We start from the raw sequence: 16,579 nt of genomic DNA, 5'->3' as shown, positions 1-16,579 counted from the left end.
CAATAAAATTGTGCGATATTTGGAAATGATGATGCCATGTCGGATGTGTAGATTTTGGCCAGAGCTGTGAGTTTCGTGTATAGTTGAGCCCTTATACGGTCAGTGAGATTTGATTATGCCTTTAAAAATGCGTGTTTTCACCTTGAACTGTGGGAATGGTTCTTTAGGTGAGCAAGCATCCACAGAATTAGTTTCTCAGCTTTCAAGTTCGCAAGCCGATTTATTTATCCTCAATTGCCAAGAAATTCATTTTGATTGGGCCATACAAGCACTAAGACAAATGGCCGATAAGAAAGGATTAATCGTAAGAGCCAGCCCTCACATGGTGACCCACACCAAATTTGGTACTCATTTCCACAATAAAACAGGAATGATGACTCTCATTCTGCACAAGAAAGAAGTTAAAATTGAAGCGATAGAGAGTACAGTAACAAGAAGAGGCCCTAAGCGCTTGAGCAGTGCCTTTAATAAAGGTGGGATATTCAGTCGAATAAGAATCTCTAAGACGATTGCAGGTAAAGCTGCTCTATTCACTATTGATAATGTCAACGCTCATTTAGATGCGTTTCATGATGCAGTAAGAGCGCAAGATTGGGCCAATGTACATCGCCTACACCGGAGAAAAGTGACTTCTTGGGATGAATTAAAGGAGGCAATCCCCCATCTGATCTGCAGTGGTTATGACGCGAATACACGTAATCGATTTTATGCCGATGGAAATAAAACAATCAATCGCTGCGCTTGGGAGGCTCCTTATGACGAGGACATGCAAAGCTTGATGATCGCGCCCTTGGGTAATGTTCGGGAGTCTCAGTTTTCTACGTATCGTAGCAATGATCCCGATATCCTCAGTAAGCCTGCTCAAAACAGGAAAAATCGCAGTAAAGGCGGAATGCTCGATATTGTGGCATATACGGATCTTGATGCAGTTAAAAAGCAATTAGCCTCTGCGAATCTGCCGTTGGTACAGCCATCTGAAATTTCCATTAGTGCGGAGTCGAATGGGAGCCGCGATCATAATGTGATTGGGAGCCGAATTGTCATTATTGATGAACGAAAAAATGATTTTGATCGAGTACGCGAGGTGATAGCTTGTTCGTTAGCGGGTGTGGCCCCTCAACTGGCAGCTCATGTGTTAAGTGATGATTTTGCTGATTCTCCAGCTCAGCGAGAATACCTCCTTACGGTATATCAGCATTATTTATCTCCTCAAGGCCTATTACAAAAATACCTGCAACTCCACGCCCAAAGACTGCAGTACTTACAGGATTTTGAAAAGCAGGAGACGGTAAGGGGGCGAGACGCTTTTTGCAAACAGATGTTTTATTCCCCTCAACCTTGGTTTGCTAGTCATGAAACTGATGGATTTAACACCAAGGAGGGATTGATTCAGCTCGCAAATAATCAGAACTGCTTGCTTACTTTAATGGCTTTGCAAAGTAAATTTTTAAACGAGGCGGTTTCAGAAAAGGAAAGCGAAGTGCTATGCACCATCGTGAATAAAACTTTGGAAAAGATGCCAAAAAATTTGGCTCTGAATGAGCAACAAAAATGGATTAAGCAAACGTATCAGCTCTTATCAGTCAATAAACTCTTGCAAGAGTATGACCGTCATTTGACACTGGAAGCGGGTGAAGGCAATGTAAAGCCACTGGGCGATATCGATCCGTTATTGACCCATAAAAAACAGAAAATTGCCGATCTTGAGAGTGCACTTTTGGCTGATACCGATCCAGAACAAGTGATAACGGATCTGCAAACACAGCTTGAGCAAATAAAAGAGACTTTAGCAGAACACCGTCATAATGATTTCTGGTCTGTATTGTATCGAAAATTAAAAGAAATTCTTACCGGTGCTAGTTTAGCGCGTGGTGGATTTTTCGTTGTTGATGTAAAAAAACAGATTCAAAGCGAGGACAAATCTGTCGCAATCATGCCCTTTCCTGTGAGCGTTGGTAGGCCCGAATAAAGGATTGTCATTGCTATTAAGCTGAGAAGCGATTTCTTCTGAGCCACATCGGCAAGTCCTTCAAGAGATGTTGTGATTCTAGGCAAGTAATGGAATGAATTTAAATTGGCCTGTGTCGTTTAGAGCGCTTGTTTGTCTCAACGGATTTTAAGATTTTGGAATAATGCGAATTTAAAGGATTGTGATCGTTGCGCCGTGCGAAAGCCGTTGCATGATCAATGGAAATATTGCGAATGCGCTCAAGTCGAAAATTTTTCCATTGAGGTACTTTGCCACTTTTACTCCCATTACCGATTTGGTAACCGTGAAGCTGCTTGAATTGATTTAACAGCCCATAGTGATGGGGTTCGACCCGACGCGAATAGCCATTATAGTCAAAGTGGATAACCTTTTGATTTTCAATTGCTTCTTTTATTATATTTTCAACTTCTTTCATGAGTCAGCCACAAAGCAAATCAAAACAATGTTTACAAGATAATTATTGCACAAAGTCATGAGTTGATTGCTGATAAGTGTTTAAGAAATCGTCTTGGACGACGATCGCCAACTGGTTAATGGCTTGAATTGTTTCTTCTTTTTTTAAAATTCCTGTTTTGAACTTCCACCCCTTCGGTAAGTTTAATTTAGCGCCTAATTGGCTGAGTGAATTTTCGTTTTGAGTCATTTTTTGTGCGCTATAAGATTGCATGACGAACACGTTGCTTTGAGAATCAATGAGCTCGTACACAGGTTTACCCGCTTGATAAATCCATGTGGTTTGTCGCTGGACTTTGTGTTTCTGGTAAGGGTGTTCGAAAGAAAATAAATCAGACAAACTGATATAAAGAACACCCGCTTCTCGCATGGTAATGCCATTAAATGTTTTTACATCCGGATTAATTAAATGGGTATTTTTAAACCCATCGAAAACCCAATAACGAGGCCCATTCAGGTGGATAAAGGAGGAACCTGTTTCTTTTTTTAGCTGGGAGACGGATAGCGTTTTCCACTGATTTTCAGGACAATCATTTAGGCCCCATGTATTATAAACAAGATAAGTTGTAAGCTTTTTTCCTATTATAATTTCGCAATAACGCCCTCCCCGCATGCCCATGCTTTGCGCGGCATAAGAAAAACAGGAAATAGTGAGGAAGAGGAGAGCAAAGAAAATGCATTGACTACCGTTTAAATGCCCTGGGTCATGCAAAAAAATCCCTTTAGCGCGCATGATTACTCCACGAAGTTCAAAGCCATTTGTTGTTACAAACTAGTCGCAATACCTGTAGTTTGTCAACGCTTGCTTGAATAAGCCTTTTTTATCCACTTACTCGATGTTCTAAAAGGATTTTGCTTCTTGCTTAGGGCATTCCTAAAATGGGCATTTATTTTTTAGCGTGAGCACTAAAAAAAGCCTCAGCACGCCGAGTGATTTCATTTGGAGTTAAATCTTGTATGTGGGTGGCTATCATCCACGAGTAACCAAAAGGATCTTTAATCTGGCCGACTCGATCCCCCCAAAACATCTCTGTTACAGGCATCATTGCTTGACCGCCAGCGGCTACTGCTTGCTTAAACGCTGCATCCACATCTGAGACATACATGAAAAAGCCAATGGGGGAGCTTCCAAGCGTCTCCACGCTTTTAGAGCAATTTTCTCCTCCATTCATTTCATCACCCATCATGATAATGGAATTACCCACTTTCAAAGTAGCATGCATGATGCCTTTACCGCTCGGGTGGGGGAAAACAGTCATTGGCTTGGCGTTAAATGCTTTTTGATAGAATTCAATGGCCTGTTTGCTGTCTTTAAAGGTCAGAGCGGGGGTAATGGTATGAAATCCGTCGGGTATTGCTTGAGTCATCGTGATCTTCCTTATCTAAGAAATTTCAAGTTCATTTAATAGGTTTTTTAATGAATAGTTTTCGCAGACTATTTTTACTGCTTTTTTATACACTGAAAATACCTGCTCTTCGTTATTATTATTCCCCGCAATTAATTTAGTGAGTTCGAAAGCAATTTTCATTTGTTGATTACTGGCTTCAATCAGTCCATTAATTGCACCGGTCATATTTGCTTCATCAAAAGGGGGTAAATCATCGGAAAACATGAAGTCGAAACTATCAGGCGTTATTATTTCTTCCTGCTTCGCAATTTTATTTTTTGCCATAATGGGCCTCCATACGGGTTAGGTTCGGAACGGATCATTGCACAAGCTGTATTGGGGACTGAAGCCTAGTTTACTTGATATGACCCTAAGTTGAACGTAGTGATGATAACACTAGCTGGTTAAACAAAACAGGTGTTTGTCCGTCCTAACTATTTTGAGGGGGATGTTAATGAATTGTTGGGATTCCCATCGAATTCTTTGAGGTTAAGGTCCTCAATGTCTTTGATTTTATAAAATAATCTTGTTGTCTTATCTTGGGTTATTTCGTCTCTCATTTCTTCAAAGAAGGAATACATCCCTGAGCTTGGAAGGGGTTTCCTAATCTTATCAATTTCATCTTTATACTCTGTGTAAGAAAACCTATTTGAATTCAGTTTCATGATTTGGGCAATTTTGGTTGGGATACTATAGGTTTCACCCTCTAATGTGACTTTTGCACCTCCTAACAGGATCCCATGGGGGCCTTTGATAAAGGTGGTTTTGCTTTGCCAGTATTTAAGATGTTCTGCATTAAGGGGATTCAGCATTAGTCGCTCTTTTAAAGAGAGAATTTTGTTAAAATCATCGACTGAAGTTCTTATTTCTTGCAAGGAATCAGTAATGGATTGTTCAATGTTAAAAGTTGGGACATAGGCTCTATTTTCCGATAAAAATTCGCTAAGCTCCTCGCATAAAAATTGTTTATGTTCAGAGACTTCTAGGCTCGAAACAAACTGCCGAAATCCTCGGCTTTTTAGCGCTTCTTTTTTCAGTAAACTAAGACGCCCTTGAATAAATTCGCTTATCTCCTGTTTTAATTGAAGATCAGCTGGTGCATTCAAATCTTGAATCATCGCTATTAATTCAGGAGGTGAAACTAATAACTTGAGTACTTGTGCATAGACTTCGGTTTGGAACGCTTCGCTGGCTGCAAGTCTGTCTCTTATTTCTTTACTTAATCCACCTGCCCATGCACTGACCTTGTAATTGGGTGGATATAAGATCTTGTCTAAATCTTCAAAAGTAAATTCTATTTTGTTAATGTCATTTTGGATTGACATTAATTTTATGACAATAGGCCACAATGAGGAGTCGTGGTCAATTTTAACTGCGCAGCCATTGCTATTGTTGCCGATGTTATCTGATTTTAAATCAATCTCAGCTAAGACTAAGGAGCAAACTAGGATACGAGCTAACGTTTTATAATCTTTAGGCTCACCTCCTTCGGCCATTATCGATTGAAAGGTATGAAACCCCGGAACCCCTTCTGAGGCAATGAAGCGGCTCTTGTCGCTGACCAAGCGGGTTTTAGGTTGGGTATTACCGATCCAGAAGCGGTATAATTCACCTGCAATAACCTCGAGCTCTAAAGGCTCTGTGGGAGAATAAGCCTCTTTGAGAAACCATGATTTCTTATCTCGTTGGCTGCCTTCTTTTTGTTTTTCTTTAGGTTTTTTCTTATACACGCTGGCAGCGTGTCCACCCGAATTGTCTTTTACCCCTTGGCCGCTAAAGTCCGCTAAATTTTTAATCAAACTAGGCATGAAAAGAATTTTTAATGCACATAATGTAATTATAGTGGACACATAATTACCTAAGCCTTAAGGGCTTTAAATTTGAGCAAATGTTTTTAGATGGGAGCAGAATGGATTGGAGTTGATAAATCGAGTATAATTGCTGGTTGACCAAACGTCCGTATAAATCAGCGATGACAGAATCCGCCTCAGCAATTTCTTATTTATCCGTACAAGAGCTACGGCCCGTTTGGAAGACGGCGATGCATGTTGCTTATGTTGCTACTCATATCGATGAAAATCATCCTGAAAACTGTTCTCAATGTAGCGAATTTAAAAAAGACATCACCCTACAAAAATTGGAATCAACGGTTTATTCCCATTCAGATGATTTGCAATCATTAGCTTTGTTTTGCCTTGGGGTGTTCTTCACTTCACAAGATAAAGTGAGTGAGTCGGAATTCAAACGAGGTATTCATTTTTTAGAGCAATCCGTACTGCTTGAAAATCAGCACGCAGCACATTATCTTGCTTCCATCTATGCAGGTACTCACTGCAATAAGCTTTCTTTATCCATCAAAGAAGGAAAAAAAGCGATTGACTATTTTATTATTGCTTTCAAATTAGGGAGTTATGAAGGGCTGAATGATTTGATGTGGCACTTACGAAAAGGACAAACCTCCATTGCAAAAGATATCTTTGTTTGGCAAAAACTATTGAACAACCTATTTGTTGATGCAGGAGAGGCAGGTGATAGCACCGGTATCGCCCATTTAATACGTTGTCTTATTCAACAAAATTATTCCGACTCTCACGACGAAGTTTTTTTATTTCGGGCCGGTGAAATATTGAGCTTTTGGATGAAGAAATCCTATTGGAATAGTCACTATACCGCTTTAGGACGGCAATATATTCAACAAGGGATGGATTCAGGAAATAAGGATATGATTTACCTCAACAGTGTTTTTTCGAAATCTCTCACCCAAGAAAAATCGAAGAGCGTTGGTTTTTTTAGTGCTCGATCATTATTTGAATGCATAACGCAAAGATCAGATAATAACTACCTAAATAGCATTTTACTTATTAATAGGCTACATAATGAAATAAGCAGTATTCGAGCGCTATTATTGATGCAAGACAATGAGACGCTTTTTATTTCCACTGCTTTTGGTAAATTACATCAATTTGCTTGTAGGATTGCTGGCGAATTAGATGAATTCTTTCCTCGATTTAACAAAGAAAATTTAGTGTTGGCAATTGAGGAGGCTTATAAACTTGCAAAAGACCCTTCATCTACCTCCGATTTGCGAGAAAAACTGTCGAGTATACGAGAGCAGATTTTAGCCGTGCCCGTCACCAAATGCGTGGAGAATCCATCGTTGCAGCAAATTTTATTGGAATATATGGACAACTTAAATCAACTGGTTGATGCGCTAGATGCTAAGAATGATGCGGTTGCGCGATTAACATTTTCCGTTTAAATCGAGTTTCTTTGCTTAATAGCGCATGCTGTTTTTTCGATGGAACCTAACGAGGTAATGTATTCAGATCGTTCGTTAAAAAAAGAATTACATTGTAAGCAGGGAAAGGCGCGATTAAAGTTATCGCTTATTACAAAAAGTAAATGCCTAAGAATTTGTTTATAATCCCAATGGTTAGTTAACTGTAATCTTGCTTGATGGATATAAGTGACGCAATTTTTATAAAATGAATTGGAGTCGTCTTGTATGGCATCGATTAATTTAACCATTTCTTTTTTGATATCATCAATAAGTTGAAATCCTAATCTGGCCTCATCAATAAATCCGGTTTCAGCCATTTTTTCAGATTTTTCTCGAAAAAAGGCCAACGCACTCATTAATTGATTTATTTTTCTCGTTTTATTCACTATCTCAGGATGGTCTTCATTCCATTTTTTAATCGCGGGGTTTCTAGCTAAGTACACAATTGTTTTTGTTAGCGATCTATTTTGCTCAAACAAAGCAATTAACCTTTGATTATCGCCGTAGCGTAGGCAGGCAGTGTCCTTGGGGCCTAGTGCTTTGCCAATGAGTGCGTCAATAAACTCTGCAAGATAGGAGACGGGGTTTGTTAAGCTAAGATACAGGGTGTCGGTTAAATTTTTAATATTGCCCTCTTGGCCAGAATTAGCAACCCAGCCCTGAAATTCAACTTGATTAAGGAAGGGCGCAGAGAAAAAATCCAAATTCACGGTGATAAAAGCCGTCGCTCTTAAGGTTTCCGCATGCATAGAAAAATGCTAGAAATTATCAAAGCTGGCCATGATACCACCTTTTTGGCTTTGAACGAAACAGAGTTCCTCAATTGAGTAGAAATGCGAAATCTGGTTGCTAAAAGCCGGTACAGGCAGTAGGCATAAAATAGGGTGCAAGCGATATTTTGACAAACAAAAAATTAGCATATAGCATAACCGTGTTTGTTAGATGGCGCGGGGTGTCGGGAAACCGACTGAGAATTTACCCGTCGAACTTGATCTGAGTCATATCAGCGTAAGGACGCCTTCAATAAATCCATGTTCTATTATTTCTACAGGACAGGATCCCTTTTGCCATCTCCCGATTTATTCATATTCATAGAGGAGTTATGGCGATGTCATCTCATTTATCTACTCGAACCACTTTGCTATTAAATTGGTACGCAAATCCTTATCACACCCCCATTTTTGTGGCAGAACAACTCGGTTTTTATACACAGGAGAACATTAAACTTGCCATTTTAGAACCTGCTGATCCCAGTGATGTGACGGAACTTGTGGGGTTAGGAAATGTCCATTTTGGCGTAAAGGCGATGATTCATACGGTGGCAGCGAAAGCGAAGGGATATCCAGTGACTTCTATTGGAACATTGCTTGATGAGCCACCGACTGGGTTGATTGCATTAAAATCAAGCGGAATACATTCATTCCATGATATTGTGGGTAAACGCGTGGGTTACATTGGTGAGTTTGGTAAGAAAATCATAGATGATTTGGCCCAGCTTGCCGGAATTGATCCTTTAAGTTATCAAGCAATCCGGATTGGGATGAATGTGACGGATGCGATTTGTCGTGATGTGATTGATACAGGCATTGGATTTATTAACTTTCAACGCATTGAACTGGAACAGCGCAAAGGCGAAACCGTATTTTTGCGTCTTGATCAGTTAGCGGGGCTTGGCTGTTGTTGCTTTTGCTCGATTCAATTCATTGTTCCTGAACAAACGCTGCAGCGCCCTGAATTAGTCCAAGGGTTTCTGAGAGCAACGCAACGAGGCGCGGCTTTTACGACAGAACATCCCGAAGAAGCCTATGAATTATTGTGCCAAACAAAACCACAATTACGCACGCCCATGTACCAAAAGATTTTCACCCATACGTTACCCTTTTTCTCACGATCATTACACAATGTAGAAAGGGACTGGAGTAAAGTAGGGCGTTATACGCAGCATTTAAATATCATTGATAAAGCTTTTGATATCACTCAATGTTATACCAATGCGTTTTTACCTAAAGTCCCGTACTCTGATTTAGAACCAATTGCTTGTTGTCTCGAAGAGTAATTATGCAAGCAGGAATTGTTGGTATGGGCATCATGGGGCGTTTGCTTGCGCTTGCATTGCACAATGCAGGATGGCAGGTGACGCTCTTTGATCAAAGTTTCGGTGCTTCCAATTGCAGTCTAGCTGCCGCTGGGTTACTAACGCCCTTTTCAGAATTAGATAAGGCAACTGCATTGATTTCTTATCTCGGTCAAGAATCAATTGGCATACATTGGCCGCGTATTATTGAGCAGTTGTCAGCATCTGTTTATTTTCAACGTTCCGGAACCCTCGTGGTATGTCATCCTCGTGATCAGGCAGAGTGGCAGATTTTCAGCCGACGTATTGCAAGCCAGATGGTGCAAAATCGGTCTTTTTTTAAACCGTTAAATAAGACTGACTTAAGGCAATTAGAACCCGAGCTGACCCAATTCGAGAGTGCTTATTATTTTCCCGATGAAGGGCATATTGATTGCCAATCACTCATGTCTGCCCTGCAAAATTATTTTGACATCAATAACCTGACCCTTCATGTTAACACCGCGGTTATTGCTATCGCGCCGCGATCAATCACTACAAACATCAGTACACATCATTTTGACCTGGTGTTTGACTGCCGAGGGTTAGGTGCTCATGAGACGTTTAACAATTTACGGGCACTGAGAGGGGAGTTAATTTGGTTACATGCGCCAGAGGTGCAATTAAAACGACCTCTCCGGGTTTTACACCCTCGTTATAATCTTTATATCGTACCTAGACCAGGAAATGTTTACCTCGTTGGAGCAAGTGAAATTGAAGCAAATGATCTTAGCCCAATTTCGGTGCGCACAACATTGGAGCTGTTAACGGCAGCGTATTACGTGCATGCCGGATTTTCAGAGGCGCGTATTATCAAAACTGTAACGCATTGTCGACCTACGTTATTCAATCATTTGCCTTGTATCAAATCGACCGATGGACTGATTGCGGTTAACGGACTTTATCGTCATGGGTATCTCATAGCCCCCGCATTAGCGGAGGAAATTTTACGAAGCCTTAGCGGCCAGCATCAATCGATTCGATATCCAGAAATTTGGGAGTGCTTCACGTGATCAATATCTATCTTAATAATGAAAAATATCAAGTAAAAGCGAATGAATCTTTGCAAGCGTTTTTATTGGCTCATCATTACATGGAACTGCATTTTGCAATTGCGATCAATAATCAATTGATACCCCGCGCTGCTTACGGCACGACGTTGTTACATGAAAACGATCGGATAGACCTGATTGTGCCAATGCAGGGAGGCTAATTATGTGGGAGTTAGCCGGAAAAAGAGTAAAAAATCGTTTGCTACTGGGAACTGCGTGCTATCCATCGTTAGCGATCATGGAGCAGGCTATTAGAGCTTCTGAGGCGGAAGTCATTACTCTTTCAATAAAGCGCCAAGCGCCACAAGGTTTAAATAGCGAATTTTTTTGGTCCACGATTAAAAATTTAGGTTGTCATCTTTTACCCAATACAGCAGGATGCCGTGATGCCAAATCGGCAATTACTACGGCTATGTTATCAAGAGAGCTGTTTGATACGCCGTGGATCAAATTAGAAGTGATTGGGGATGATTATCATTTACAACCCGAACCCTTTGAATTAGTCGAGGCGGCCAAATGGTTAATTAATGAAGGGTTCGAGGTCTTTCCTTATTGCACCGATGACTTGGTGATATGTCAAAAATTAGTGGACGCGGGCTGTAAAATATTAATGCCATGGGCTGCTCCTATTGGTTCAGGCAAAGGATTAATTAATCCTTTTGCTTTAGAGACATTGCGCTGTCGTTTTCCAGAAATAACATTAATTGTGGATGCAGGTATTGGCAAGCCGTCTCATGCAGTGCAAGTCATGGAACTCGGGTTTGATGGGGTATTATTGAATACTGCCGTGGCTCAGGCCGCTGATCCTATTCTCATGGCGAAGGCATTTCGACACGCCACCATGGCTGGGCATCAGGCTTTTGCAGCGGGGATGATACAGGCCAGAAATGTAGCTCAGCCCAGTACCCCTTTAATTGATACTCCCTTTTGGCATTACAAGGGGCTTTCATCATGAAAAGATCAGTCGTTTGGTCCAATGCTGAGGTTGCAATACCCACTCGGATTGAAGCGGAACGCATTTTAAATCGGACATTAACCTCTTATGAAGATATCCAAGATGCCGCCCATGCCTTTTTAGCTCTTGGGGCTAAAAGTATTTTACTTAAAGGTGATCTTATTGAAAAGGAGGGGTTAAGCCAGGATTATTGGACCGATGGTCAGGAGTCATTCTGGCTTGCCAATAAACGGTTGCCCAATAAAAATTACCGCAGCACGGCTTGTACACTCTCTTTTGCAATTGCAGCTTACTTGGCTCTAGGCTATTCGATCAAAGATGCTCTTGTGATTGGCAAAATGCATGTAAATCGCGAGATGCGCAATGCAATTGAAGGAGGGGAAGACACGGCACAATTGCCTCATGCGGTTTGGCCTGAAAATCAAATGGATCTTCCTTATCTTTCTCCTAGGCCTTTAAAGAAAGAGCCGCTTCCTTTTAAAACCTGCCAAATAGGATTATATCCCATAGTGGATAGGAGCCATTGGTTAGAAAAATTATTGCCCTTGGGCGTTAAAACGATTCAATTAAGAATAAAAGATTTGCAAGGGAAGCCTCTTGAGGAGGAAATTAAGCGCAGTGTCTTTTTAGCAAAAAAATACAGTGCTACCTTGTTTATTAATGATTATTGGAAGCTTGCCATTCAATTGGGTGCACAGGGTGTTCATTTGGGGCAAGAGGATTTGTCTCAGGCTGATGTGGCTAAAATCCGCCAATCAGGATTGTATCTAGGCATAAGTACTCATTGTTATCACGAAGTGGCGACTGCACATTGCTTCAATCCCAGCTATATTGCTTGTGGTCCAATTTATTCCACCACCAGTAAACTCATGTCATTTAATCCACAAGGCATTGAGCAACTTCAACGTTGGCGAAGAACACTTCAATACCCTTTAGTGGCTATTGGCGGAATCAATTTAGAGCGACTGCCGCAGATTTTACAAGCGAAGGTTGAGGGCATTTCGCTGATATCAGCCATTACCAAAGCAGCTGATCCTGGCATGGTAACGAAACAATTCCTAAAAATAATAAGAGAGCAGGTTTATGATTAATCCTGCTCTTTCCTCTGACGAATTGCTTCGCTATTCAAGACAAATTAATTTAAAGGAAATCGGTTTATCGGGACAAGAAAGCCTTAAAAATGCTCGTGTATTATGCATCGGGCTAGGTGGGTTGGGATCGTCCTTACTGCTTTACTTAGCTGCGGCTGGTGTTGGGCGATTAGGCTTGGTAGACTGCGATACGGTTGAGTTAAGTAACTTACAAAGGCAAGTACTTTACCGATTATCACAAGTCTCTTTTGCAAAAACGGCGTCTGCTTCCGCACAAATTTTGGAATTAAATCCAAATACTCAGGTGGATGCTTATTGTGAAAAATTCACAGAACGCAATGCCACACACCTTATCAGCCAATATGATATAGTGGCAGATTGCTCAGATAATTTTCACACTAATTATTTAATCCACGATGTTTGCTTCTCCCAAAGAAAACCTTACATTTATGCAAGTGTCTCCCAGTTTCAGGGCTACTGCTCTGTGTTTCACGGCAAGGAGGGCCCTTGTTTGCGTTGTTTATTTCCAACTCCCCCTGATCCTAAATTTGCTCCATCATGTAATGAAAACGGTATATTAGGAGTGGTACCAGGCATATTGGGTACGATTCAAGCCACAGAGATCATTAAGTGGGTATTGGGAATCGGCCATTCATTAAGGAAACGGTTACTAGTCGCTGATTTCCTCAAAATGACTTTTAGAGAAATTCAATTATTTCAAAATCCAGACTGCCAATTATGCGTCCATAATCAGTCGTTGCACAACCCTCTCTCTTCACCCCCTGCCGATGAGGTGAATTTGACGGATTACGCGATAACTGCAGAAGAGCTACAGAGACTTTTAAAACATCCCGGTGTTACTTTGGTTGATGTGCGCTCAACAAAAGAACATGAGGTTCAAAACATAGGAGGGAAATTACTCCCCTTCGCTGAATTATCGGGTAGACTCACCGAACTAAATCCAAACCACACGATTATTTTATACTGTCATTCTGGCATAAGAAGCATCAATGCGTTGAATCTTTTACTTAACGCCGGTTTTTCTTCCGTTAAGTATCTAATAGGAGGGATAAGTGCTATTGAGGGTAAGAAGAAAGAGCGCTTGGCTGCCTTTAAGGGGAATGCGATTCTCGGATAAAACATCAGGTTATAATTTAAGTGCTTTTGCATTTAGCTAATAAATTTTAAAGGCACAACAAAAAACAAAAACGAATTACCAATCCCCATAAAATTAGAGCACCTTTGATAAAACGGTTGAATCGGTTTGAATGTTTTTTTCCACTACATTGAAATAAATATTCACTATATATTTTGCGATTTCTTTTAATATATCAGGATAATCATTGGTAAGCTGCTCAAATACATTTCGTGATAGTTCAAGCATTGTAGAATCTTCATTGACGATCACTTCAAGTGGACTATTGTGTTCGCTAAGGATAATAAATAAACCAATAAGATCATTCTCTTTAGCATAACGTTCTATTTTTCCATGATATAAAATAGTGGCACTACCGCTGAGTATCATATAAATTTTATCGGGATAATCTCCAATCTCAATCAGTTTTTTCCCTTTTGGAAATTCAACAAGATGACATTCTTCGGCAACAGAGATGAGTAATTCAGCGGGAACATGCGAATAAATGGGTACTTTCCGTAATGCAAAAACTTTATCTACTGTATCCATAGTATTGTCCTCTGAGGCTTGATGGTACAACATTTTTTTAGACCAGCAATCTAATTCAAATTGCGATATATCCAAGTCATTCATTCGTAATTTATCTTCAATTGCAGCAAAAACTTTTTTAGCAAGTCCTCTATCTTCAATTAACCAGTCTAGATATTCAAGCGCAATATCATGCTCTGAATTAGAGTGTTGTAATTCTTGCTTAGAGGAAAGCTTAGGTAAAATTTCCATAATACTCTTAGGTTGAATGAGTGTGGCAAGATAGCAAATAAGTTTTTTTTCAATCAACTGCTTGCGCAGCATGAGCTCATGCTTTTTAGCCAGGTTGTCTTCTTTTTTAAAAAGAAAATTAAAAATATTTAATTCGTTAACCACACAATTTAAATGCGAAGAAATATTGCATTTTAATTGGCTGGATAATGGAAATCTCGTGGCTCTTAAAGCAATTTGCTTTGACAATTCAACTGAAAATAGAAATGGAGCTCGCGTTATTAACCGTCCTAAGCATCTCTCAGTGGTGGTTGTATTCAATCTACACAGCACTCTAATCAAAGGCTTATATCGGTGAACATTGACTGTTAAACAAGTACGTAGTATCAAAGGTGCCACATCGATTTTAATTTTTATTAGCGATTGCATTGCATCATAACTGACTCTGGGTTTATCCAACTGAGCAATTAAAAGACGGACAATGCGTTTGTCTTTGGTGTGATGAGTGGCTTTGATCGCTTGTTTGGCGACCTTATAACTCGGATCATTAGTCAGTTTTTTTATTAATTCAACAGGGTTACCAATATCAATATGATTCAATGCCATGACTGCAAAAAAACGCGCATCCTCATTCGGCGAATTTGCCATTGTATCTAAGACTTTTATCGCATGACTCACGTGGTGGAGCTCTCCGTAATTTATAGCGGTGATAATTGCAATAGCTTGATAGGGAGGATTGGAAGAATGTAAATATTCATCCAATTTTTCGATTATTCTTTCTTGGTATTTTCTAAAAATTAAATAGAGAAGTTGCCAAGTCGCTTCTTGGTCGGTCTCCTTTTGCAATTGCTGCATAATTTTATTATCAATAGGTAATTTTCCAAAATATCTCGAGGTTTTATAGGCTTTTATACGAACGGATGGGTCAGGATAATCAAAAAGAGTGATGAGCTCTTGGGTCACTTGATTTGGGTTTGCCCATCTTAATATGGACAAGCCCACTTTAATTTTTATCGGGTCTTTGCTGGATAGCAGATTTTTAACTTGATTTGCTAAAAAATGATAATCATTTTCTTCGTTAAAGATTGGCAAATAGAATCTTTTTTCCTTAATATTTGAAAGCAGCGTTTCCCCGTAAAATTGTTTTATTTTCCAAGATAATATCAGCATAAAAGCAAGAAATAGCCCAGTCAAAATCTGATAAGAATAAAAAGCATATCGATAAGCAAAAATTAACAAAATGAACGAAGCCGCAATTTTTGCCATATTATTAGTGACCGCTTGAATAAAAATTTGGCCTCTCTTTTTTAATGAAAAAGGAAGAGCATTCAGAGCAACCTGCCATCCAAAGCTTATCAAGCTGGTATAAAAAATCAGAATGATTAAGTTAAAGAAAGTGATAGTGTATAAATAAGGATAAAAGATTGAAGGTATAAAAGAAATTAAGATAACCCCAGTGGAAAGCAAAAATAATGCCGAAATGCCAAACGATTCCAAAATACGCTTTCCATAAAGCTGAATAAGAAAACTCCCTCCCTCCATAAAAAGATAAAACACAGTCATAAACTTGGTGACTTGTGTCGTATCAAGAGTTTGGCTTAAGCGAAAGAGCATTTGATAATTTGCGAATACAGAAATGATGTTTATCAAAGCCAGAAAACTGGCGACTGACACAAATAAAGGATATGTTTTTAAGGAAATAGATTTGTCCGTTGGTTCTTTAAAATGGGTTTGTTGAGGTTGAATTTTTTTTACCGCAATACAATTGACAGCCATTAATAATAGAGCAAAATAAATCAGAAACTCTTGCCCTAAAATATCGATACCAATATAAGCTAGAATACTGATAAGGATACTGCTTACACTGATTAAGACTAAAAATCGGTTAGCAAAACTTTTGAAAACGCGCAGTTCAAAGGAAGCGGCCGCAATATTCCAGCTCGTTGCATTATAAATAGTTAATAATGTAATGAATAAGAAAGTATAAATGAGGGCTAACAATTTTGATGGCCAAAGATTGAAAATTAAGTAAACTAAAACAAGCACCATAGAACTCACTTGAATGATGAGTATTGGTGCTTTATTTGCGCTTGAAAGAAACCGAACTAATCCTCCTACTATTAGCGCAGAAAGAAGCCCTGATACGATAAAATAATAAGGTAGAGTTGAGCGAGAAAAATTTCCCAAGTAAAGGGCTGTTGAATAGGAGCTTAGGAGGATGCTCATCCCCACTGCAGTAATCAGGACTACAGAGACTAAATAGAAATTTGTTTTATCTTTATCATCCATCGCTCCACTCTTAAAGCCTTATCTGACTTTACAATAATCGAATGAAATTTAGTTTTGGTTATTGCTGCAATAAA

The 16,579-nt window shown here is 39.6% G+C and carries 15 protein-coding genes and 1 riboswitch; of the genes, 8 read left to right on the top strand and 7 right to left on the bottom strand.

Annotation, left to right across the window (positions count from 1 at the left end; all coding sequences use genetic code 11):
• Positions 1-115 precede the first annotated feature (115 nt).
• Complete coding sequence (locus B5D33_RS05975) at positions 116-1,969, top strand: exonuclease/endonuclease/phosphatase family protein (RefSeq protein WP_058453598.1); 1,854 nt, start codon at positions 116-118, stop codon at positions 1,967-1,969.
• A 100-nt stretch (positions 1,970-2,069) separates the two neighbouring features.
• On the opposite strand, the gene B5D33_RS05970 is transcribed toward B5D33_RS05975, so the two are convergent.
• The 5 genes from B5D33_RS05970 to B5D33_RS05950 all read right to left on the bottom strand — a co-directional run bounded on the left by B5D33_RS05970 (position 2,070) and on the right by B5D33_RS05950 (position 5,639).
• Positions 2,070-2,405: a WYL domain-containing protein gene (locus B5D33_RS05970; RefSeq protein WP_058453597.1), complete on the bottom strand. Its 336-nt coding sequence runs from the start codon at positions 2,403-2,405 to the stop codon at positions 2,070-2,072.
• 42 nt (positions 2,406-2,447) lie between these two features.
• Positions 2,448-3,176: a hypothetical protein gene (locus tag B5D33_RS05965; RefSeq protein WP_058453596.1), complete on the bottom strand. Its 729-nt coding sequence runs from the start codon at positions 3,174-3,176 to the stop codon at positions 2,448-2,450.
• Between the two features lie 154 nt (positions 3,177-3,330).
• Entirely contained in the window at positions 3,331-3,810 is a 480-nt protein-coding gene (locus B5D33_RS05960; RefSeq protein ID WP_058453595.1) for a VOC family protein, read from the bottom strand.
• A gap of 15 nt (positions 3,811-3,825) precedes the next feature.
• Positions 3,826-4,116: a hypothetical protein gene (locus B5D33_RS05955; RefSeq protein WP_058453594.1), complete on the bottom strand. Its 291-nt coding sequence runs from the start codon at positions 4,114-4,116 to the stop codon at positions 3,826-3,828.
• 149 nt (positions 4,117-4,265) lie between these two features.
• A complete protein-coding gene (locus tag B5D33_RS05950) occupies positions 4,266-5,639 on the bottom strand; it encodes a hypothetical protein (RefSeq protein ID WP_156415034.1) in 1,374 nt (457 codons plus the stop codon).
• Between the two features lie 137 nt (positions 5,640-5,776).
• Here B5D33_RS05950 and B5D33_RS05945 point away from each other — a divergent pair, with 137 nt between their 5' ends.
• On the top strand, positions 5,777-7,090 hold the full coding sequence (locus B5D33_RS05945) for a hypothetical protein (protein ID WP_133140937.1): 1,314 nt from the start codon (positions 5,777-5,779) through the stop codon (positions 7,088-7,090).
• Here the strand turns inward: B5D33_RS05945 and B5D33_RS05940 are convergent.
• Complete coding sequence (locus B5D33_RS05940) at positions 7,087-7,860, bottom strand: hypothetical protein (protein WP_058453591.1); 774 nt, start codon at positions 7,858-7,860, stop codon at positions 7,087-7,089. The genes B5D33_RS05945 and B5D33_RS05940 overlap by 4 nt on opposite strands.
• A 189-nt stretch (positions 7,861-8,049) precedes the next feature.
• Positions 8,050-8,143, top strand: a riboswitch (TPP riboswitch).
• A gap of 70 nt (positions 8,144-8,213) precedes the next feature.
• Between B5D33_RS05940 and B5D33_RS05935 the strand changes: the two genes are divergently transcribed.
• The 6 genes from B5D33_RS05935 to moeB are packed head-to-tail and all read left to right on the top strand — an operon-like array spanning position 8,214 to position 13,460.
• The gene (locus B5D33_RS05935; protein WP_058453590.1) at positions 8,214-9,167 is read left to right on the top strand and encodes an ABC transporter substrate-binding protein; all 954 of its coding nucleotides are present in this window, start codon (positions 8,214-8,216) and stop codon (positions 9,165-9,167) included.
• Between the two features lie 2 nt (positions 9,168-9,169).
• Positions 9,170-10,237 (top strand): FAD-dependent oxidoreductase, encoded by a 1,068-nt coding sequence (locus tag B5D33_RS05930; RefSeq protein WP_058453589.1) that lies wholly within the window; start codon positions 9,170-9,172, stop codon positions 10,235-10,237.
• Entirely contained in the window at positions 10,234-10,437 is a 204-nt protein-coding gene (gene thiS, locus B5D33_RS05925; protein ID WP_058453588.1) for a sulfur carrier protein ThiS, read from the top strand. Before B5D33_RS05930 ends, thiS begins: the two co-directional genes overlap by 4 nt.
• Positions 10,438-10,439: 2 nt before the next feature.
• Positions 10,440-11,231, top strand: coding sequence for a thiazole synthase (locus tag B5D33_RS05920; protein ID WP_058453587.1), 792 nt, complete (start codon positions 10,440-10,442; stop codon positions 11,229-11,231).
• Entirely contained in the window at positions 11,228-12,322 is a 1,095-nt protein-coding gene (thiE, locus tag B5D33_RS05915) for a thiamine phosphate synthase (RefSeq protein WP_058453586.1), read from the top strand. Before B5D33_RS05920 ends, thiE begins: the two co-directional genes overlap by 4 nt.
• Complete coding sequence (gene moeB / locus B5D33_RS05910; protein ID WP_058453585.1) at positions 12,315-13,460, top strand: molybdopterin-synthase adenylyltransferase MoeB; 1,146 nt, start codon at positions 12,315-12,317, stop codon at positions 13,458-13,460. The genes thiE and moeB overlap by 8 nt, the downstream gene beginning before the upstream one ends.
• A gap of 93 nt (positions 13,461-13,553) precedes the next feature.
• On the opposite strand, the gene B5D33_RS05905 is transcribed toward moeB, so the two are convergent.
• Positions 13,554-16,505, bottom strand: a complete 2,952-nt coding sequence (locus tag B5D33_RS05905; RefSeq protein WP_058453584.1) for a cyclic nucleotide-binding domain-containing protein — start codon at positions 16,503-16,505, stop codon at positions 13,554-13,556.
• Positions 16,506-16,579 lie beyond the last annotated feature (74 nt).

The sequence above is a fragment of the Legionella maceachernii genome (assembly GCF_900167045.1).
Classification (GTDB): Bacteria; Pseudomonadota; Gammaproteobacteria; order Legionellales; family Legionellaceae; genus Tatlockia; species Tatlockia maceachernii.
Note: the sequence above shows the minus strand (reverse complement) of the source record. Positions and strands in the feature narration are given on the sequence as shown.